The following is a 19,192-nucleotide window of genomic DNA, read 5'->3' as shown; positions in this document are numbered from 1 at the left end:
CCGTGCGAATCCATTTTGTTATTCACGAGTCCTTTGAATCGGCCGGCACCTACCTGCCGTGGGCTGAATCACGTAACCACGAAGTGAGCTGGACCCACGTCTACGCCAGTGAACCGGTGCCGGCTAACGCCGACAGCTTTGATATGCTTGTGGTATTTGGCGGCCCGCAGTCACCGCGCACCACGCTTGCCGAATGCCCTTACTTCGATTCATTGGCGGAACAGGAACTGATCCGTCAGGCAATAAACGCCGGGCGCATTGTGGCCGGAATTTGCCTTGGTTCACAGTTGATTGGTGAAGCACTGGGAGCGTCAGTCGGTCAAAGCCCGGAAAAAGAGATTGGTCACTACCCAATTACGCTTACCGAGGCGGGTCAACAGCATCCGTTATTTAGCCACTTTGGTTCACCGCTGACCGTGGGCCACTGGCACAACGATATGCCGGGCCTGACCGCTGAAACGGTGATTCTCGCCGAAAGCGCGGGCTGCCCGCGCCAGATAGTCCAGTTCAGCGATAAAGTTTACGGTTTCCAGTGTCATATGGAGTTTACTGCTGAAGCGGTTGAAGGCTTAATTCAGCATTCCGAACAGGAACTGGCTGAAGCCAAAGGCAGACTGTTTATCCGCTCTGTGGAGGAGATGCGCGCGCACGATTATCGCGAAATGAATCAGAAGTTATGGGCATTCCTTGATAAGCTGACTCTGTAGTTCCCCGGCGGCGCTGCGCTTGGCCGGGCTACGAGTTTGCGTCCTGTAGCCCGGCCAAGCGCAACGCCGCCGGGAAAGCCCCCAAGCCAAGGAGAAATCATGACAGCATCATCGCTAAAAGCCGTTATCGAAGCCTGCGACCGCGCAATCTCGCAGGAAGACTACGCTACGCTTATGGAATACTACGCCGACGACGCTACCCTGGTGGTCAAACCGGGCATGGTAGTTAGCGGGAAAGAGAATATCCGTAAAGCGTTTATCGCCATCGCTGATTATTTTCAGCACCGTTTGGTCGTGACTCAGGGGAGAATGGAGATTATCGAAGGCGGCGACAATGCGCTGGTGATTATGGAAACCCAGCTGGATATTCCGCTGGCGGATGGCACGAGCACGCAGATTACGCGCCGCGCCACCTACGTCTTTCGCCAGCAGGCCGGTCATTGGCTGTGTACGGTAGACAACTCTTACGGTACAGACCTGCTGGATAATCCCGAAGTTTAAATCCCGGCGCCCTGGCTGAAGTGCTCTTCACCAAACACGCCGGTTGATAGGTAGCGATCGCCGCGATCGCAGATGATCGCCACCACTATCGCACCAGGGTTCTGCTCGGCAATACGTCGTGCGCCCGCAACCGCCCCGCCGGAACTCACGCCACAGAAAATACCTTCTTTTACCGCCAGCGCACGCATGGTGTTTTCTGCATCGTTTTGATGAATATCCAGAACCTGGTCAACCAGGCTTGCGTTAAAGATCCCCGGCATATATTCCGCAGGCCAGCGACGAATCCCTGGGATGCTACTACCCTCTTCTGGCTGAAGGCCAACAATGGTCACGGGTTTAGTTTGCTCACGCAGAAAGCGTGACACGCCGGTAATCGTTCCGGTGGTGCCCATACTCGACACGAAGTGAGTCATCCGCCCCGCAGTTTGCTGCCAGATTTCCGGGCCAGTCGAGGTGTAATGTGCATACGGGTTATCTGGATTATTGAACTGATCCAGCAGCGTACCTTCACCGCGCTGCGCCATCTCCTGCGCTAAATCACGCGCGCCTTCCATGCCCTGCTCTTTGGTCACCAGAATCAACTCGGCCCCGTAAGCGCGCATCGCTGCACGACGTTCCTGGCTCATGTTGTCCGGCATCAACAGCTTCATCCGATAGCCTTTGAGTGAGGCAATCATCGCCAGCGCAATACCGGTGTTACCGCTGGTCGCTTCAATCAGCACATCGCCCGGTTTAATTTCACCGCGTTTTTCCGCTTCGACAATCATCGACAGCGCAGCACGGTCTTTCACCGAACCCGCTGGGTTATTGCCTTCAAGCTTGACCCAAATTTCGCTGCCGTTGTCCGGCCCCAGACGTTGTAATTTGACCAGCGGCGTATTGCCGATAGTTTGTTCTAATGTGTTCACTTGGACTGTCCAATAAAAAGCCCGGTTGCGATTCGCTTACCGGGCTTTAACAATGAATTTGTAGGCCGGGTAAGCGCAGCGCCACCCGGCAACACCACGTGCAATTAAGCTATCAGGCCGTTTGGGCCAGAGCAAGCGTCTGATGGGGTTCGATACGCTCGTTACCGTGGTAGAGGCGCGCGTTCTGCAAACCGACAAATAAACGATCGCCGCGCAGTGGCGCATCATCGCCGCGCATAACTACCGTCAGTGGGTCGTTATACCACCCGAGAGGTTGCACAACTAATTGGGTGTAGTGACCTTTCGGGCTGGACTCCAGCACCTGAACGGGCAGCGGTGAATCAAGACTGGTACGGCGACTCACGTCCACTTCCCACGGGCGCAGGAACAAATCAACCGGCCCCTGATACGACGGCGTATAGCCCAGCGGCCAGCGGTGAGCGCCTACGTGGAACTGACCACCACGGATAGTCCCTTGCAGACGGTTAACCTCACCCATAAACTCCAGCACGAAGCGGGTCGCTGGTTCACGCCATACCTGTTCTGGCTCATCGGCCTGCTCAATATTGCCCTGGCTCATGACCACCACGCGGTTGGCCACTTCCATCGCCTCTTCCTGGTCGTGGGTCACGAAGACGCTGGTAAATTTCAGCTCTTCATGTAGCTGACGCAGCCAACGACGCAGCTCTTTACGCACCTGCGCATCCAGCGCGCCGAAGGGTTCATCAAGCAGTAAAATTTGCGGTTCTACCGCCAGCGCACGAGCCAGCGCCACGCGCTGCTTCTGCCCGCCGGAAAGCTGTGCCGGATAACGGTCGGCCAAATGAGCCAGTTGCACCATTTCCAGCAGCTTGGTGACTTTGGCTTTAATAGTCGCTGCGTTTGGACGCTCGCGACGCGGCAATACCGTCAGACCAAAGGCGATATTGTCGAACACCGTCATATGGCGGAACAGCGCATAATGCTGGAACACAAAGCCAACTTTACGATCGCGCGCATGCAGACGGCTGACGTCAGTCCCCTGAAAACGAATGTGTCCACTGGTCTGGTGCTCCAGCCCGGCGATAATCCGCAGCAGCGTGGTTTTACCGGAGCCAGACGGCCCAAGCAGCGCCACCATCTGGCCGGAAGGGATATCCAGAGAGATATCATTCAGCACCTGGGTGCGACCAAAAGACTTCTTAATATTGGCAATCTCAATGCTCATGATTTCCCTCCTGTTGCGCGCGTTTTTCCTGATTATGCAAACGCCACTGCAACGCACTCTTTAAAAATAAGGTCAGAATCGCCATCAACGTCAGCAACGCCGCCGCGGTGAAGGAGCCAACGGTGTTGTAATCTTGTTCCAGCAGTTCAATCTGTAAAGGCAACGACAGCGTTTCGCCGCGAATCGATCCGGAGACCACCGAGACCGCCCCAAACTCGCCAATCGCACGGGCGTTGGTCAATACCACGCCGTACAGCAGCGCCCAGCGAATATTCGGCAGGGTCACGCGTTTAAACATCTGCCAGCCGGATGCGCCAAGCAAAATGGCCGCTTCATCCTCATGACTTCCCTGACTTAACATCACCGGCACCAGTTCACGAACCACAAATGGGCAGGTGACAAAAATAGTGACCAGAATCATGCCCGGCCAGGCAAACATAATCTGTAGATTATGCTCTTCCATCCAGCCGCCAAGCGGACCGTTGGAGCCGTAAAACAGCAGATAAACCAGACCGGCGACCACCGGTGATACCGCAAAGGGAATATCCAGCAGCGTCAGCAGCAATTGGCGACCGGGGAAGTTAAACCGCGTCACCAGCCACGCCAGCAGTACACCGAACACCAGGTTCACCGGCACGGTAATCAGCGCAATCATCACCGTCAGCCAGATGGCATGCAGCATGTCCGGGTCGGCCAGGTTTTGCAGTACCGGCATTAACCCTTTGCTGAATGCCTGGACGAAGATATAAATCATTGGCACCAGCAGGATAAAGGCTGATACCAGCATCCCCGTACCAATCAGAAACCATTTACCCCAGTTGATCCGGGGTGCGTCATAACGCTTCAATTGAGTCACTTCCGCCATTAATGACCTACCACACGCCGACCAAAGCGACTTTGCAAGGTATTGATAGAGAACAGCAGCAACAGAGAAGCCCCGAGGATCACCGAGGCAATCGCGCTCGCCGCCGGGTAGTCAAATTCCTGCAACCGCACAAAAATCATCAGCGAGGTCACTTCCGTTTTCCACGCGATGTTACCGGCAATGAAGATCACCGCACCAAACTCGCCAAGGCTGCGGGTAAACGACAGCGCCACGCCCGCCAACAGCGCGGGAGAAAGCTCCGGAAGCACCACTTTACGGAAACTCTGTATGCGTGTTGCCCCCAGCGTTTCCGCTGCTTCTTCATACTCCGGCCCCAACTCTTCCAGCACCGGTTGGACGGTACGCACCACAAACGGGATGCTAGTGAAAGCCATCGCCACCGCGATACCCAGCCAGGTGTAGGTGACCTTAATATCAAACTTCGCCAGCCATTCACCGTAAAAGCCGTTCACAGAAAACAGCGATGCCAGCGTCAGACCGGCGACCGCCGTCGGCAGCGCAAACGGCAGATCCATCAGTGCATCTAAGAGCGTACGGCCTGGGAAACGGTAGCGGGTTAAAATCCACGCCATCAGCAGACCGAAAACGCCGTTAAAGATAGAAGCCACAAACGCTGATAGCAGCGTGACCTTATAGGCCGCGACCACCTGCGGGTTGGTGATAACGTCCCAGTACTGCGCCCAGCTCATCTCAGAGAGCTGCATCACCAACGCGCTCAGCGGCAGTAACAGGATCAAACAAACAAACAGCAGACTGGTGCCGAGGCTCAGGGTAAAGCCCGGCAGCACGCGTCTGGAGGAAACTGCAAACATTACTTACGCCCCGCCGCTAACAGCTTGTCTAACTCGCCACCGCTGGCGAAATGGGTTTTCATCACTTCAGGCCAGGCGCCAAACTTATCTTCCACGCGGAACAGTTCGGTCTGCGGGAATTTGTCCTTGAGCTTGTCCATCACTGCCGGGTTGTTCACGCGGTAGTAATAGTCAGTGATGATGGTCTGCGCCTGTGGGCTGTAGAGATAGTTCAGATAGGCTTTCGCCGCCTTCTCTGTGCCGTTAGCTTTCACATTTTTATCAACCCAGGCCACCGGGAATTCCGCCAGAATGTTGACCTTCGGCACCACCACTTCAAAGCCCTGGTCTTCATATTGCTTACGGATATTGTTCACTTCAGACTCAAACGTGATCAGCACGTCGCCCAGACCACGTTCTACGAAGGTGGTTGTTGCGCCGCGACCGCCGGTATCAAACACTTCGACGTTTTTGAGGAACTGGGTCATAAACTGCTGGGTTTTGGCTTTATCGCCACCGTCAGCCTGATCCGCCGCACCCCATGCCGCTAAGTAGGTATAGCGCGCATTACCAGAGGTTTTCGGGTTCGGGAAAATCAGCTTCACGTCCGGACGCACCAGATCGTTCCAGCTATGGATATTTTTCGGGTTGCCCTTACGCACCAGGAACGCCATGGTCGAATAGAACGGCGAGCTGTTGTTAGGCAAACGCGACTGCCAGTCTGCTGGGATCAGGTTGCCCTTGTCGTGCAGGATCTGCACATCCGTCACCTGGTTATAAGTTACAACGTCTGCTTTTAAGCCTTGCAGAATCGCCAGCGCCTGTTTGGAAGAACCGGCGTGAGATTGCTTAATCGTCAGCTTATCGCCGCCGTTATCCTTCGCCCATTGCTGCTCAAACGATGGGTTCAGGGCGGCAAACAGCTCGCGGGAAACGTCATAGGAGCTATTCAACAGCTCAGTCGCCTGCGCCTGTGCAACCAGCAGTACCGAAGCTGCCAGCGTCAGGTATCCTTTTTTCAGTAAGTTCATGGCCATTGCGCACCCTAAGTGTGAGGATTTTCTAAGCATCAGTGTATTTATAACGGGGACGAAAGGAGTAACGGTTTTATATACCGTTTGGTGATTTGGAAGTTGAAAAGAGAATAAGGCGTCTGGAGATATTTTTCTGAAGCAGGATTCCACAACGCTCACAGTATTCTGACAACGCTGCTCATCACAGGCAGAGTGCGCGAATGGACACTAAACATGATTTCGCTCGCCAGTTACGACACCAACTAACTCCACAGGAGCGTCGGTTATGGTATCGACTTCGCGACCGCCGTTTTGCTCGTTACAAGTTTCGCCGCCAGCACCCGGTGGGTTCTTATATTCTGGATTTTGCCTGCTGCACTGCTCGCCTGGCGGTGGAGTTAGACGGTGGACAGCATGATGAGAGGGCGGGATATGATGCAAGGAGAACGGCATGGCTAGGGTTACAAGGATGGCGGGTGTTGCGGTTCTGGAATAATGAGGTGATGGAGAATGAGGAGGCGGTGTTAGAGAAAATTCTTGAGGCGCTGAGATCGTTTGTACCCTCACCCCGGCCCTCTCCCTGAAAGGGAGAGGGAGAAGAGCAAACTCCACCTTTGGGCTCCACAACCACAAACCGCACCCAACGGTCCCCTCTCCCCTATGGGGAGAGGGTTAGGGTGAGGGGGCTATCTCAACCTTACAACGCCACCAACTTATCCAGCGAAGGCGCAAAGTAATACCCACCGGTTACCGGCTTGGTAAAACGCAACATCGCATCGCGTTTACCATCGGTATCACCAAACATGCTTAGCAGTTGCTGTTCAATGTTGTGCAAACGCGCGCAGTAAGCACAGAAATACAGACCGTGAGTACCGCTGGCGGTGCCATATGGCAGGCTCTGACGGACAATTTTCAGTCCTTTGCCATCTTCTTTAAGATCGACACGGCTCAGGTGAGACGTCACCGGACGTTCGTCGCCGTCAATCTCTTCGTTGGCTTCTTTAGTACGGCCAATCATCATCTCCTGATCCGGCACACTCATGCGGTTCAGTTGATTAAGGTTGTGTTCCCAGCGCTGAACGAAGACATAGCTCCCCCCCGCATCGACACCGTCTTTGATCACCGCCACTTCACGACGCGTTTCCTCGCCTGCCGGGTTTTCGGTGCCATCAACAAAGCCGCTCAGATCGCGTTCTTCTACCCAGCGGAACCCGTGCACTTCTTCTTTAACGTCCAGCGCATCGCCAAACGCCGCCAGCGCGGCCTGAGCCACGGAAAAGTTCACATCATGACGCAGGGAAAGAATATGGATAAGCACGTCATACTGGGTAGATGGTGCAAGTCCTTTGCCATATGGAGGGAAATCTTTCAGCTCTTGCGCACCCACTCCGCCGCTTAGCTCACGCCAGGTGTTGTGACCAAACGCAACCACCGCGCCTAAATGGGCATCGGGAAATTTATCCTGAAATGCCGCAAGCTTTTCGGCAAAAATTTTGCTGCCTGCGCGCAGGGCGTTGATGTCCCCTTTAACATTGGCTTCAATCCAAATCGCCGCGCGGCAATGTTCCGGCAAAATGCCGCTCTGAACCTGAGACATCGCTCCTCCTGAAAAAAAACATGCCACGACATCGTGGCATATAAAAACCTCACATATTGTACCCGCTTTTCAGAACAGCGGAGCAATCGAAGTCAAATTTAGCGACGCCAGATGATTTTCGATAGTGTCCAGTTTTTCAGCGTGTCGTCCGGCGGCATCAGCCCCTGCGGCCCTTGCCAGGTACCTGTGAACTGATAGCTGATATGCGAACTGTCTTTGGCTTTGCATTCCACGACATTATTTTCGTCGGCGGTTGCCGCCTGGCAGTTATCGAAAGCCTTATCATAGACATCGCTGAACACCGTACCGACCTTCACGCCATCGGCCGCTTCAATATCACTGTCCAGCACATCGATACGGCTTACGGTGCCATTTTCGCCGTTCACCACCAATGCCAGCGTGTCACCGCGTAACGCTTCAAAATAGTGAACCACGCCGCCACCATGCGCTTTCATACCGCTGCGCAAGCGGTAATCTCCGCCGAGTGCATCGCTTATCGCCTGCTCATTGAGCGCCGTTGTGCCGGTTATTCCTCCCACGCCCTGCTCAGTGACAGCAGCAGAGGAGCCAAACCAGTTCCACGGATTAGCTGCAGACCAGTTTACCGCTGAGAGGGTTGAACAACCGGTCAACGCCAGCGGGAGTGCACATAACAGTAAACGCAGCGATTTCATTGATGCTTCCTATATATTTAAGTCAGGCCTATTGGAGTCCACTAAACACAAAAAGTGCCGTCTATTCTGTGACTTCATTGAAACAGGCACGTAGCCGTAGATTGGTTATTAACCACCACAGCACGAAAATATCCACTAAAAACAAGCTTAACCCTATGCCAGATAGCGGCTCGCCGGTGAACCAAAGCCAGGGCTGCCAGCCCAGCAGAACAAGCTGTGAGAGGATAAGTACGGGTCGCAGCAGACGCCAGATTCGCGGATAGACCTGATGACGCCCGCTGAGTAAGAAGGCAAAAACCGCCGGAACGCCGGGCAATAGCCCTATCCAGAAAAGGCTATGATCAGGGTAAAACAGGTTTAACAGGGCATCGCCTTGATCGCGCGAAGCGCCTGCCATCAGAAACAGTACCCAGGTTCTGGCCTGTAGCAGTAACAGACACCAAAACAAAAACGGAAGTCGCAGGCGGCCTTGCGGGTCAAAATCGTCTGGCGAGAAATCAATACTCTTCATCTTCAATCAAACGCTTACCCAAGCTTTGCGCATCAGCATGTTCGTAACCAAGGCGTTCATACATCCCCAGTACCACATCATTTTCTTCACGTACCATAATCTGGATTTTCGGACAGCCGCGTGCAATCAACTTTTTCTCTAAGCGATTGAGCAGCGCGTTAGCGATGCCGCGTCCCCGATATTCCGGATGCACGCCAAGATAATAAGCCGAGCCGCGATGACCATCGTACCCCCCCATGATGGTGCCAACCACTTCACCGTTCACTTCGGCTACCAGAAACAGGCTGACGTCATGATTGACCTTGCGCTCAATATCCATTTCCGGATCGTTCCATGGGCGTAACAGATCGCATCGCTCCCATAGAGTGATGACCTCTTCAAAATCTGCCTGGCGAAAAACGCGTATCTCCATGGTATTGACCACCTTTTCAGGTTTAAAAACAGTGATTATGGCGCGAACGACCGATTTAGCCAATATCTGACGCGGCACAGTGAAAAAAATGGCATAATAAGGTACAGACACGTATTGAAATGAAAAGTAAAACAATTCTCATCACGAACAGTCGTAACGGAATACGCGATACGATATAACATATAGATTCTTGTTTTTACAACTCAGGCCGGAATGAGCACTTTTAAACCCTTAAAAACACTGACTTCGCGCCGTCAGGTGCTAAAAGCCGGATTGGCCGCGTTAACGTTGTCCGGCATTGCCTCTCAGGCAGCAGCGAAGGACGCCCCTTTAAAAACCGGCAACAGCCACAGTAAACCTGCAAAGAAGTCGTCCAATAGACGTTTGGTGATGCTCGACCCAGGACACGGCGGTATTGATACCGGCGCGATTGGTCATAGTGGCTCAAAAGAGAAGCACGTGGTGCTGGCGATTGCCAAAAACGTGCGCGCCATTTTGCAAAAAAACGGCATCAACGCCAAGCTAACACGTACCGGCGACACGTTTATTCCGCTGTATGACAGAGTCGAGATTGCCCATAAGCACGGGGCCGATCTGTTTATGTCGATTCATGCTGACGGCTTTACTAACCCGTCGGCTGCGGGCGCCTCCGTTTTTGCCCTCTCCAACCGTGGGGCCAGTAGCGCCATGGCAAAATATCTGTCGGATAAAGAGAACGCCGTTGATGAACTGGCGGGCAAAAAGGCAAAAGATAAAGATCATCTCTTACAGCAGGTGCTGTTCGACCTTGTGCAGACAGATACCATCAAAAACAGCCTGACCCTTGGCTCGCACGTGCTTAAAAATATTAAACCAGTACACCGCTTGCACAGTAAAGGGACAGAACAGGCAGCATTTGTGGTATTGAAATCACCGTCTATTCCGTCAGTGCTGGTGGAAACGTCCTTTATTACTAACCCAGCAGAGGAAAAGCTTCTGGGTACGGCGGCATTCCGTCAGAAAATCGCTAGCGCCATCGCCTCCGGTATCATCAGTTATTTCAACTGGTTTGATAACCAGAAAGCTCACGCGAAGAGGCGTTGATGACGATGGATATCCAGCAGGTTAAAGCGTTCTTGCTTAAGCTTCAGGACGATATTTGCCAACAGCTTGAGCAGGTAGACGGCGGCGTCTTTATCGAAGATAGCTGGCAACGTGAAGCCGGCGGCGGTGGACGTAGCCGCGTGTTGCGCGACGGCGCGGTATTTGAACAGGCTGGCGTCAACTTCTCTCACGTTCACGGCAGCGCCATGCCTGCATCCGCTACCGCCCACCGCCCTGAACTTGCCGGGCGTAGTTTTCAAGCGATGGGCGTTTCGCTGGTCGTGCATCCGCGCAATCCGTATGTGCCAACCAGCCATGCCAACGTGCGCTTTTTTATCGCCGAAAAACCGGGTGCCGATCCGGTATGGTGGTTTGGCGGTGGCTTTGATTTAACCCCTTACTACGGTTTTAACGAAGATGCCGTGCACTGGCATACCACCGCGCGCGATTTGTGTCAGCCGTTTGGTGATGACGTTTACCCACGTTATAAAAAGTGGTGCGACGACTATTTCCATCTTAAACACCGCAACGAACAGCGCGGTATCGGTGGCCTGTTCTTCGACGATCTCAATACACCGAACTTCGAGCGCTGTTTTGCCTTTATGCAGGCGGTGGGAAAAGGCTTCACTGAGGCATATCTGCCTATCGTTGAACGTCGTAAAGCGATGGAGTATGGCGAGCGCGAGCGGGAATTCCAGCTCTACCGCCGGGGTCGTTATGTGGAGTTCAATCTGGTCTGGGACCGCGGTACGCTGTTCGGCCTGCAAACCGGCGGGCGTACGGAGTCGATACTGATGTCGATGCCGCCGCTGGTACGCTGGGAATACAACTATCAGCCGGAAGACGGTAGCCCAGAAGCGGCATTAGACGACTTTATTAAAGTAAAAGAGTGGATCTAACAGTAGCCCGGCCAAGCAAAGCGCCGCCGGGAGGGCTCGGAGCCTGTCCCGGCGGCGCTTCGCTTGGCCGGGCTACAAAGAGAAAAGCCTCGGAGGTTTTTCCGAGGCTTTTTTTGTTACAGCGGCTGGGTTTGCGCTTCAACCACCGCCAGCGCCACCATATTCACGATTCGGCGGACAGAGGCAATTGGCGTCAGGACATGTACCGGTTTCGCCACGCCCATCAGCACCGGCCCTACGGTTACACCTTCAGAGCTGGAAACACGCAGCAGGTTGTAGCTGATACGCGCCGCTTCCATGTTCGGCATCACCAGAATATTGGCAGAACCTTTCAACGGGCTATCCGGCATACGATCATGACGGATGCTTTCGACCAACGCGGCATCGCCGTGCATTTCACCGTCAATCATCAACTCCGGCGCGCGCGCCTTCACGATGTCTAACGCCTCACGCATTTTGCTTGCTGACGGGCAGTCGGAAGAACCAAAGTTTGAGTGTGACAGCAGCGCCACGCGCGGTTCGATACCAAATCGACGCACGCTTTCCGCCGCCATCAGCGCAATTTCCGCAATCTGCTCTGGCGTTGGATCGTTATTGACGTAGGTATCGGCGATAAAGGTGTTGCCGCTTGGCAGCAGCAGCGCATTCATTGCCCCGGCGGTATGAACACCATCACGGTAACCAAACAGCGGTTTAATCACGTTAAAGTGTTCATGATAATCACCGATGGTGCCACAAATCATCCCATCCGCTTCACCGCGCTGGACCATGATGGCACCGATAGCCGTGGTGTTGCTTCTCATCTCACGCTGCGCCTGCTCCTGGGTAATACCACGGCGCTTCATCAGGCTGTAGTATTCCTGCCAGTATTCTTTAAAGCGCGGATCCGACTCATTGTTGACGATCTCAAAGTCGATGCCCGGTTTAATTTGCAGGCCCAGTTTCTGCACACGCATTTCAATCACGCTCGGACGACCAATCAGAATCGGTTTCGCCAGCCCCAGCGTCACCAGTTCCTGCGTGGCGTGCAGCACACGGTTGTCTTCACCTTCCGCCAGCACGATCCGCTTCGGCTCTTTACGCGCCTGCGAGAAAATCGGCTTCATAAACAGGTTAGTTTTGTAGACAAACTCGCTGAGTTTTTCGATATAGGCGTCAAAATCAGCAATCGGACGAGTCGCTACACCGGAGTCCATTGCCGCTTTGGCAACCGCCGGGGCGATCTTAACGATCAGACGTGGATCGAACGGTTTAGGAATAATGTAATCCGGGCCGAAACTTAGATCCTGATCGCCATAAGCCGATGTCACCACTTCGCTTTGCTCAGCATGCGCCAGTTCGGCAATCGCATGTACCGCAGCCAGCTTCATCTCTTCGTTGATTGCCGTCGCACCGACGTCCAGCGCACCACGGAAGATGAACGGGAAGCACAGAACGTTGTTCACCTGGTTTGGATAATCAGAACGACCGGTACAGATAATCGCATCCGAGCGGACTTCTTTTGCCAGTGGCGGCAGAATCTCCGGCTCTGGGTTCGCCAGCGCAAGGATCATTGGCGCACGCGCCATCTTCTTGACCATCTCCTGGGTCAACACTTTCGGGCCTGAGCAGCCGAGGAAGATATCCGCGTCGGCAATCACATCGTCCAGCGTGCGTTTACCGTCATCCTTCACCGCGTAAGCGGCTTTGGTTTCCGCCATATTCAGCTCACGGCCTTCAAAGATCACGCCCTTCGAGTCACAGACCACAATATTGTGTTTCTGCATACCCAGTGCCACCAGCAGGTTCATACAGGCAATCGCTGCCGCCCCCGCACCGGAAACCACCATACGCACGTCGGAGATATTTTTCTCAACCACGCGCAGGCCGTTGAGAATAGCCGCGGTGCTGATGATTGCGGTACCGTGCTGATCATCGTGGAACACCGGGATATTCATACGTTCACGCAGTTTCTGCTCAATGTAGAAACATTCCGGGGCTTTAATATCTTCGAGGTTAATGCCGCCGAAAGTTGGCTCCAGCGCCGCCACGACATTAATAAATTTATCAGGGTCCAGTTCATCTACTTCGATATCGAAAACGTCGATACCGGCAAATTTCTTGAACAAAACGCCCTTACCTTCCATGACGGGTTTACCGGCCAGCGCGCCGATATTCCCCAGGCCCAGCACCGCGGTACCGTTTGATACCACTGCCACCAGGTTGCCGCGCGCCGTATACTTGTACGCCGCCAGCGGATCTTTTTCGATTTCCAGGCACGGTGCCGCAACGCCCGGCGAGTAGGCCAGAGCAAGGTCGCGCTGAGTTGCCAGAGGTTTGGTAGGGACTACCTGAATTTTTCCTGGGATGGGGAATTCATGGAAATCGAGGGCACTTTGTTTTAATTGGTCGTCCATTTAGGGTTCCTTTCACGTATCGAACTAAAAAGGTGAAGCGCAATTACGTTCCTGATGCACTCCCGAAGGAAGCACCTAGTATCGCCTTTGACCGCCCGCTAAACTTTGAAGGCCGCCATACTCTTGCGAACACGATTGGTTTTGTTATTTATTTATTTCTCGCATGTTATCAATTATCAGTAGCGAGATCATGATTTCTGGATATGCTTTTTTGTTATGCCACCCATAACCAAATTGGCACGATGTTAGTCCAGCCGCCCTTTCTCGGCTGCACGCAGCAATTCATCCACGGCATAGCGTACTTTTGGTAACGGCTGACGGCTTTTCGGCCACACCGCGCTAATGGGCATTTCCCCTCCGGCATATTCACAGAGCACTTCTTCTAATTCACCCCGCTGTAGATACTCACCCACCAGCCAGCGCGGCAGTTGTGATAGGCCACATCCTGCCAGCGTCGCAGCCAGCATGGCATCACCGTCGGCAAACTCGTATGTCGCAGGCGGAGTCAGACGTAACGCCTGTCCATTAGCCGCTTTAAAAAGCCATGAAAGAGGTTGGTGGCGGCGAAAACCCACGACGCAGCGATGAAGGAGGATCTCTTCCGGTTTTTGCGGTTTACCGTGCTCAAGCAGATAGCCAGGTGCCGCACAGATAACTAACTTCTGCGTGGTTAATCGTCTGGCAACGAGGCCACTGCTATCTGCCAGTTCACCTATACGCACGACCAGATCGATGCCTTCTTCAATCAAGTCCACAAAACGTTCGCTAAAAGTCACCGTCAGCAAGAGCGCCGGATACTGGCGAGCAATGGCCAACAGAATCGGCAGCACGCGCTGGCGGCCAAATGCCGAAGGCAAATCAACCCGCAAACGCCCCGCCGGTTGTACAACGTGCGAGGTCAACTCAGCTTCCGCATGTTCAAGAATATCAATAGCCTGCTGGCAGCGTGCCAGAAAAAGCTCACCGTCAGGCGTTAAGCTTAATCGCCGCGTTGAGCGCTGAAACAACGTCAGCCCGAGGCGTAACTCAAGACGGCCGACGCTTTTACCGACGGCGGATTTAGTCAGCCCCAGTCGTTCGGCAGCAGCGGTAAAGCTGCCCAACTGGGCCGTGGTTACAAATGCGGTGATGCCACCAAGATTGTCGGTCGTGCGCATCATTAATCACCTACTCAACGAAGAATGAATATGCTGTACCGCATTGAAGAATTTATGTCTACAAAGAGGCGAACAAAACCCTATTTATCGCATTAATAAAATCAATCATAGTATGCAGCATGATGAGCAGTACTCATCATGAGGCAGAGCGGGCCCGTTAAGCCATCATCTTAAATTATTAAATTAATCATGATGTTAAAAAATCAAAGGTGGAGTGAATGATGACGAAAACAAAGGGTTTTAAACATGTTGGCCTGCTGACCAAAAAAGAGGGACAGAGTTTTGAAGAGTTTGTGGCCCACTGGCAGGCGGTGCACAGTAAAATTGCCCTTGGGCTTCCGGGACTGCGCGGTTACGTGCTGAACCCTATCGACCGTCGAGTCTATCCTGATTCACCGATAGACGGTTTCTCAGAGCTGTGGTTCGACTCGCTTGAGGATGCTATCGCGGCGTTTGAATCCCCAATTGGCCAGGAAGCGTTTGCCGATGTGCCCAATTTTGCGGCGCATGTGGCAGTGACCTACATTACGGAAATCAGAAAGCGTTAACCAGATACCCATTGCGCCGCCCAGGCATCCGCACGCTGCCAGTTGTCGCACTGCGGCTGTGCCGCATAGCGGACGAGACGAAAACGCTGACCGTCATAGCGCCAGCGCGTCTGGATGCCGCAATCTCCCAGACCGCGCCCTTTTTCCAGCGTGACCAGTTCACGGCTTTGCTCGTTGAAGGTCAGGTTAACCAGTTCAATATCCCGCCCTTCGCGTCCGGTGGGCAGGAAAGGAAGACGCAAGCGAATTGGGGTGGTTATAAACGGTTTTTTCCGCGACACCAGCCAGGCCCGGTAAATGGTGTTATAGGCTCCCGACTCACAACTGGTCATCATCAGCGCCTTATCGTCGGTCAATGCGGTTATCCACACTTCGCGGCGCAGCGGATCCAGTGAACACTGGTTGTTATTCATGCGCCAGGTGCCGAAATCCAGCAGATCATTGTATTCATCATGGCCGAGCGGTGTCGGTGTTGGGTTAACCTTTGCCACCGATTTCAGCGCCGGTGCAGGTGGCACGCTGAGCGGCGGTTCATCGCCTTTACGGATCCATGCCGTTTCGTTGCCGACGCGTTTTTGCTGAGCATCAATAAACAGCAGTGCGGCCTTAAGCCCCTGCAATGAGATAACCTGCACGCCTTTCTCCAAAGAGATAGCATCTGCATCCTGAATCAGCTGCAAAAATGCATCAATGGTGGCGCTATCACCGGTGGTTAATAACTTCGGCTGCACCTTCCAGTGCTCGCCCTTAAGCTTTAGCGGTTTGCCATCCAGCAGCAAACGCGGCTCGATAGGCGGTACTGCGGCCACCGGATTAACTATGCCACCCAACTCGATACGTAGCTGCGTGTCAGTATGCGCTCCAGCGCTGCGGCTTAGGGTCATGACCAGGCCGTGATGGAGGCCTACGTTACGGGTCACGCAAAAATTCTGGTTATTGCAGGTGACTAACCAATCGGAAAAGACCTGCTGTGCCGGGCCCGCCCACGTCAACGACGCCGGAAGCATCCCGAGGCAGAAGAAAAACAGGAAAACGCGGTAACGCATGAACGGTACAACCCCAGAAGAAAAAAACACCAACCTACACTCAAGGGGTATCTTCACGAGCGAAGCGGTAATGCTCAATCGGAATTATCGGATTGAGCATTACGCAGAATTAGCGCATAAGGCCGGAATGCTGCAGATATTGAAGTAAAATCACCGTCTTACCGTCGCATATTTCACCACTGCGAATCATCTCAATTGCTTGTGATAGCGGCAGTTCCAGCACATCTATCGCTTCGTCATCCACTCCTCCGCCCGCATTTTCGCGCAGGCTATCGTCATATTCGGCGATAAAGAAGTGAACAATTTCGGTCACGCCGCCGGGCGACATATACAACTGGAAGACTTTACGAACGTTGTTCACCTGATAGCCGGTCTCTTCAATTGCCTCTTTGCGAATGCAATCTTCCGGTTCGTCATCGTCCAGCAGCCCGGCGCAGGTTTCAATCAGCATCCCGTCAGCATTGCCGTTGACCCAGGTCGCAATCCGGAACTGGCGCACCAACACTACGCTCTGTTTCTGGCTGTTATACAGCAACACCGTCGCACCGTTTCCACGGTCATAAACTTCACGTTTATGCTGGACAGTCTGACCGTCTCGTTGGGTTAAATCGTAGGTGATATTGCGCAGGACAAAGTAGTTTTCAGACAGGACTTTATCTTTGATAACGTTGATATTGAGGGACATTCAGGCTCCACGGCGATAACACGGATGTACCATCTTACGCCGTAGAGCCGGGGTATCGTCAATGTGTGTGAGTGATTTTCACATCCAGGTAATCAAGGATCCCCTGCGCCGCATGACGTCCTTCCGCCATCGCCGTCACCACTAAATCGGCACCGCGCACCGCATCGCCACCGGCAAAAATTTTAGGATTGCTGGTTTGATAGCGATAGCGTGAGTTTACGTTTGCGCGAATACGTCCCCAGTCATCGACATCAACGCCTTGCGCGTTCAGCCACGGCATACTGTGTGGATGGAAACCAAAGGCCATAATCACCGCATCGGCAGGCATCACAAACTCGCTGCCGGGAATGGGGGTTGGGCGACGGCGCCCGTTGCTGTCAGGCTCGCCAAGCTGAGTACGCAACAAACGAATGCCACACACGTGTCCGTTGGCATCCAGTTCAAGGGTCACCGGCTGAACGTTAAATTCAAATTCAGCCCCTTCTTCCTTCGCGTTTTTCACCTCTTTTTTCGAGCCCGGCATATTGGCTTCATCGCGGCGATAAGCACAGGTAACTTTCCGAGCGCCATGGCGCAATGCCGTGCGCACGCAGTCCATCGCGGTGTCGCCACCGCCGAGCACCACCACATTAAGCCCCCTGGTATCGATATACGGCTCGTCAGGCTGTTCGCCTATCCCCATCACATTCTTGGTATTGGCAATCAGGAACGGCAGCGCGTCGTACACGCCCGGCGCATCTTCATTCGGCAAATCAGCTTTCATTGAGCGGTAAGTCCCGACGCCGACGAAGACCGCGTCGTAATCATCAAGGAGCGTTTTAAGCGTAATGTCTTTGCCAATCTCGCAGTTCAGCTCAAAGCGAATCCCCATTTCGGTGAATATTTCACGACGACGTGTCATCAGCGATTTATCAAGCTTAAAGGACGGGATACCGAAGGTTAACAGACCGCCGATTTCCGGGTGGCGGTCAAACACCACCGGCTCGACACCTTGCCGTACCAGAATATCAGCACACGCAAGCCCCGCCGGACCGGCACCGATAATCGCCACCCGCTTACCGCTACTGGCAACGTTGCCGATATCTGGCCGCCAGCCTTTGGCCAGCGCGCGGTCAGAGATGTAACGTTCAATATTCCCGATGGTCACCGCGCCATGTTCGTCACGGATGGTGCACGCACCTTCACAAAGCCTGTCTTGCGGACAGACGCGTCCGGTAATTTCCGGCAGCGGGTTAGTCTGGTGCGATAGCGCTACCGCCGCATCGATATCACCGGCGTTCACGCGCTCGATCCACTGGGGAATATGGTTATGTAGCGGACAGGTCCACTCGCAAATGCTGTGTTCACCGCAGGTCAGGCAGCGCGCCGAGGCCTGCTGCGCCTGGTCTTCTCGCAGCGGCAGGTAGATTTCACCAAAACTGGTTTTACGTGCAGACAGATTCAGCTTATCGGCTTCACCGCGCGCAGCGGTCGCCGCCATCTGCTGGACTTTACTACGCGTGTTATGTGGCACTGCCGCACGGGTATCGCTATGCCATGGCTGGGCTTCCCGACAGGCTGTTTGCAGCCGGCGCGTTCTGGCGATTTCCGTGAGTTGTTGACTGGTCATCAATTGCAGCGCATTTGCCGGACAATTTTCAACACACGCAGGACCGGCTGGGCGTTCATGACACAGGTCGCATTTATGGGCAGTGGCTTTCACACGTCCGTCGGCGGTTGGCATCAAAACAATTTGCATCGTGCCGAACGGGCATGCGACCACGCAGGATTTGCAGCCGATACACTTCGCCTGATCGACCAAAATAGCGTCATCAGCGTGGCGTATCGCACCGTTTGGACAGCTGCGGGCACAGGGAGCATCTTCACAATGGTGACAGGTTGCCGCGCCGCGCTGGGAATTCATTTTCACGACAGTAATGCGGGGCACAAATTGTGAGACATCAAGGACGTGCTGTTCTTCGTTATGCGACATTACACAGGCAACTTCACACGCCTTGCATCCAATGCATTGTTGGCTATCTACCCTAATAAAACGGTTCATACTTTCTCAGCCTATGGTTAAAAAGCCTTATATTTATAGGTCCTATTTATTAGCTGAGGAATCACCTTCCAGGCAATGTCCATTTGCCCAGAAACGACGACTATTTATCAGTATGATGTGGCAGATCAAT

At 53.7% G+C, this 19,192-nt stretch carries 20 protein-coding genes; 6 read left to right on the top strand and 14 right to left on the bottom strand.

What is annotated here, in order from left to right; translation table 11 throughout:
• Positions 1-2 precede the first annotated feature (2 nt).
• Together U0026_RS07075 and U0026_RS07070 are read left to right on the top strand one after the other, a co-directional pair.
• Positions 3-707 (top strand): type 1 glutamine amidotransferase, encoded by a 705-nt coding sequence (locus tag U0026_RS07075; RefSeq protein WP_062774387.1) that lies wholly within the window; start codon positions 3-5, stop codon positions 705-707.
• 99 nt (positions 708-806) lie between these two features.
• Complete coding sequence (locus U0026_RS07070) at positions 807-1,208, top strand: YybH family protein (protein ID WP_062774389.1); 402 nt, start codon at positions 807-809, stop codon at positions 1,206-1,208.
• On the opposite strand, the gene cysM is transcribed toward U0026_RS07070, so the two are convergent.
• The 5 genes from cysM to U0026_RS07045 form a co-directional block, all read right to left on the bottom strand.
• On the bottom strand, positions 1,205-2,116 hold the full coding sequence (gene cysM, locus U0026_RS07065) for a cysteine synthase CysM (protein ID WP_062774391.1): 912 nt from the start codon (positions 2,114-2,116) through the stop codon (positions 1,205-1,207). The two genes, U0026_RS07070 and cysM, sit on opposite strands and share 4 nt — an antisense overlap.
• Before the next feature lie 112 nt (positions 2,117-2,228).
• A complete protein-coding gene (cysA, locus tag U0026_RS07060) occupies positions 2,229-3,323 on the bottom strand; it encodes a sulfate/thiosulfate ABC transporter ATP-binding protein CysA (protein WP_062774392.1) in 1,095 nt (364 codons plus the stop codon).
• Positions 3,313-4,188, bottom strand: coding sequence for a sulfate/thiosulfate ABC transporter permease CysW (gene cysW, locus U0026_RS07055; RefSeq protein WP_062774394.1), 876 nt, complete (start codon positions 4,186-4,188; stop codon positions 3,313-3,315). Before cysW ends, cysA begins: the two co-directional genes overlap by 11 nt.
• Positions 4,188-5,021: a sulfate/thiosulfate ABC transporter permease CysT gene (cysT, locus tag U0026_RS07050; RefSeq protein WP_062774396.1), complete on the bottom strand. Its 834-nt coding sequence runs from the start codon at positions 5,019-5,021 to the stop codon at positions 4,188-4,190. The genes cysW and cysT overlap by 1 nt, the downstream gene beginning before the upstream one ends.
• Positions 5,021-6,037 carry a sulfate ABC transporter substrate-binding protein gene (locus tag U0026_RS07045; RefSeq protein ID WP_062774398.1) on the bottom strand — a complete coding sequence of 339 codons (1,017 nt, stop codon included), beginning with the start codon at positions 6,035-6,037 and terminating at the stop codon, positions 5,021-5,023. Before U0026_RS07045 ends, cysT begins: the two co-directional genes overlap by 1 nt.
• A gap of 197 nt (positions 6,038-6,234) precedes the next feature.
• Between U0026_RS07045 and U0026_RS07040 the strand changes: the two genes are divergently transcribed.
• Positions 6,235-6,597, top strand: a complete 363-nt coding sequence (locus U0026_RS07040; protein ID WP_062774400.1) for an endonuclease domain-containing protein — start codon at positions 6,235-6,237, stop codon at positions 6,595-6,597.
• 113 nt (positions 6,598-6,710) lie between these two features.
• On the opposite strand, the gene U0026_RS07035 is transcribed toward U0026_RS07040, so the two are convergent.
• The 4 genes from U0026_RS07035 to U0026_RS07020 all read right to left on the bottom strand — a co-directional run bounded on the left by U0026_RS07035 (position 6,711) and on the right by U0026_RS07020 (position 9,207).
• Positions 6,711-7,610, bottom strand: a complete 900-nt coding sequence (locus tag U0026_RS07035; RefSeq protein ID WP_062774402.1) for a Dyp-type peroxidase — start codon at positions 7,608-7,610, stop codon at positions 6,711-6,713.
• A gap of 98 nt (positions 7,611-7,708) precedes the next feature.
• The gene (locus tag U0026_RS07030) at positions 7,709-8,284 is read right to left on the bottom strand and encodes an RpoE-regulated lipoprotein (protein ID WP_062774404.1); all 576 of its coding nucleotides are present in this window, start codon (positions 8,282-8,284) and stop codon (positions 7,709-7,711) included.
• 61 nt (positions 8,285-8,345) lie between these two features.
• On the bottom strand, positions 8,346-8,795 hold the full coding sequence (locus U0026_RS07025; RefSeq protein WP_062774406.1) for a DUF2919 domain-containing protein: 450 nt from the start codon (positions 8,793-8,795) through the stop codon (positions 8,346-8,348).
• Positions 8,782-9,207 carry a GNAT family acetyltransferase gene (locus tag U0026_RS07020; protein WP_062774408.1) on the bottom strand — a complete coding sequence of 142 codons (426 nt, stop codon included), beginning with the start codon at positions 9,205-9,207 and terminating at the stop codon, positions 8,782-8,784. Before U0026_RS07020 ends, U0026_RS07025 begins: the two co-directional genes overlap by 14 nt.
• A gap of 213 nt (positions 9,208-9,420) precedes the next feature.
• Between U0026_RS07020 and amiA the strand changes: the two genes are divergently transcribed.
• Together amiA and hemF are read left to right on the top strand one after the other, a co-directional pair.
• On the top strand, positions 9,421-10,290 hold the full coding sequence (gene amiA, locus U0026_RS07015; protein WP_062774410.1) for an N-acetylmuramoyl-L-alanine amidase AmiA: 870 nt from the start codon (positions 9,421-9,423) through the stop codon (positions 10,288-10,290).
• Positions 10,290-11,189, top strand: a complete 900-nt coding sequence (gene hemF, locus U0026_RS07010; RefSeq protein ID WP_062774412.1) for an oxygen-dependent coproporphyrinogen oxidase — start codon at positions 10,290-10,292, stop codon at positions 11,187-11,189. Before amiA ends, hemF begins: the two co-directional genes overlap by 1 nt.
• Positions 11,190-11,305: 116 nt before the next feature.
• Here hemF and maeB read toward each other — a convergent pair whose 3' ends face one another.
• On the bottom strand, positions 11,306-13,585 hold the full coding sequence (maeB, locus tag U0026_RS07005; protein ID WP_062774413.1) for an NADP-dependent oxaloacetate-decarboxylating malate dehydrogenase: 2,280 nt from the start codon (positions 13,583-13,585) through the stop codon (positions 11,306-11,308).
• A 245-nt stretch (positions 13,586-13,830) separates the two neighbouring features.
• A complete protein-coding gene (locus U0026_RS07000; protein WP_062774415.1) occupies positions 13,831-14,742 on the bottom strand; it encodes a LysR family transcriptional regulator in 912 nt (303 codons plus the stop codon).
• Between the two features lie 221 nt (positions 14,743-14,963).
• Here U0026_RS07000 and U0026_RS06995 point away from each other — a divergent pair, with 221 nt between their 5' ends.
• Positions 14,964-15,290, top strand: a complete 327-nt coding sequence (locus U0026_RS06995; protein ID WP_062774621.1) for an EthD family reductase — start codon at positions 14,964-14,966, stop codon at positions 15,288-15,290.
• On the opposite strand, the gene U0026_RS06990 is transcribed toward U0026_RS06995, so the two are convergent.
• From U0026_RS06990 to aegA, 3 genes are all read right to left on the bottom strand, one after another.
• Complete coding sequence (locus tag U0026_RS06990) at positions 15,287-16,336, bottom strand: DUF1176 domain-containing protein (RefSeq protein ID WP_062774417.1); 1,050 nt, start codon at positions 16,334-16,336, stop codon at positions 15,287-15,289. The genes U0026_RS06995 and U0026_RS06990 overlap by 4 nt on opposite strands.
• Before the next feature lie 109 nt (positions 16,337-16,445).
• Positions 16,446-17,021 (bottom strand): GDP-mannose pyrophosphatase NudK, encoded by a 576-nt coding sequence (gene nudK, locus U0026_RS06985; protein ID WP_062774419.1) that lies wholly within the window; start codon positions 17,019-17,021, stop codon positions 16,446-16,448.
• Between the two features lie 58 nt (positions 17,022-17,079).
• Complete coding sequence (aegA, locus tag U0026_RS06980; protein ID WP_062774421.1) at positions 17,080-19,062, bottom strand: formate-dependent uric acid utilization protein AegA; 1,983 nt, start codon at positions 19,060-19,062, stop codon at positions 17,080-17,082.
• Positions 19,063-19,192 lie beyond the last annotated feature (130 nt).

Origin of the sequence: Kluyvera intermedia (genome assembly GCF_034424175.1) — a bacterium.
GTDB classification, from domain to species: Bacteria; Pseudomonadota; Gammaproteobacteria; order Enterobacterales; family Enterobacteriaceae; genus Kluyvera; species Kluyvera intermedia.
Note: the sequence above shows the minus strand (reverse complement) of the source record. Positions and strands in the feature narration are given on the sequence as shown.

Coding starts and splice junctions, on each gene's coding strand:
- U0026_RS07020 (WP_062774408.1), bottom strand. CDS start 9,207: ATGGAGATACGCGTTTTTCGCCAGGCAGATTTTGAAGAGGTCATCACT.
- U0026_RS07000 (WP_062774415.1), bottom strand. CDS start 14,742: ATGCGCACGACCGACAATCTTGGTGGCATCACCGCATTTGTAACCACG.
- maeB (WP_062774413.1), bottom strand. CDS start 13,585: ATGGACGACCAATTAAAACAAAGTGCCCTCGATTTCCATGAATTCCCC.
- cysW (WP_062774394.1), bottom strand. CDS start 4,188: ATGGCGGAAGTGACTCAATTGAAGCGTTATGACGCACCCCGGATCAAC.
- aegA (WP_062774421.1), bottom strand. CDS start 19,062: ATGAACCGTTTTATTAGGGTAGATAGCCAACAATGCATTGGATGCAAG.
- U0026_RS06990 (WP_062774417.1), bottom strand. CDS start 16,336: ATGCGTTACCGCGTTTTCCTGTTTTTCTTCTGCCTCGGGATGCTTCCG.
- hemF (WP_062774412.1), top strand. CDS start 10,290: ATGACGATGGATATCCAGCAGGTTAAAGCGTTCTTGCTTAAGCTTCAG.
- U0026_RS07070 (WP_062774389.1), top strand. CDS start 807: ATGACAGCATCATCGCTAAAAGCCGTTATCGAAGCCTGCGACCGCGCA.
- U0026_RS07035 (WP_062774402.1), bottom strand. CDS start 7,610: ATGTCTCAGGTTCAGAGCGGCATTTTGCCGGAACATTGCCGCGCGGCG.
- U0026_RS07040 (WP_062774400.1), top strand. CDS start 6,235: ATGGACACTAAACATGATTTCGCTCGCCAGTTACGACACCAACTAACT.
- U0026_RS07030 (WP_062774404.1), bottom strand. CDS start 8,284: ATGAAATCGCTGCGTTTACTGTTATGTGCACTCCCGCTGGCGTTGACC.
- U0026_RS07045 (WP_062774398.1), bottom strand. CDS start 6,037: ATGGCCATGAACTTACTGAAAAAAGGATACCTGACGCTGGCAGCTTCG.
- amiA (WP_062774410.1), top strand. CDS start 9,421: ATGAGCACTTTTAAACCCTTAAAAACACTGACTTCGCGCCGTCAGGTG.
- nudK (WP_062774419.1), bottom strand. CDS start 17,021: ATGTCCCTCAATATCAACGTTATCAAAGATAAAGTCCTGTCTGAAAAC.
- cysT (WP_062774396.1), bottom strand. CDS start 5,021: ATGTTTGCAGTTTCCTCCAGACGCGTGCTGCCGGGCTTTACCCTGAGC.
- U0026_RS06995 (WP_062774621.1), top strand. CDS start 14,964: ATGACGAAAACAAAGGGTTTTAAACATGTTGGCCTGCTGACCAAAAAA.
- cysA (WP_062774392.1), bottom strand. CDS start 3,323: ATGAGCATTGAGATTGCCAATATTAAGAAGTCTTTTGGTCGCACCCAG.
- U0026_RS07025 (WP_062774406.1), bottom strand. CDS start 8,795: ATGAAGAGTATTGATTTCTCGCCAGACGATTTTGACCCGCAAGGCCGC.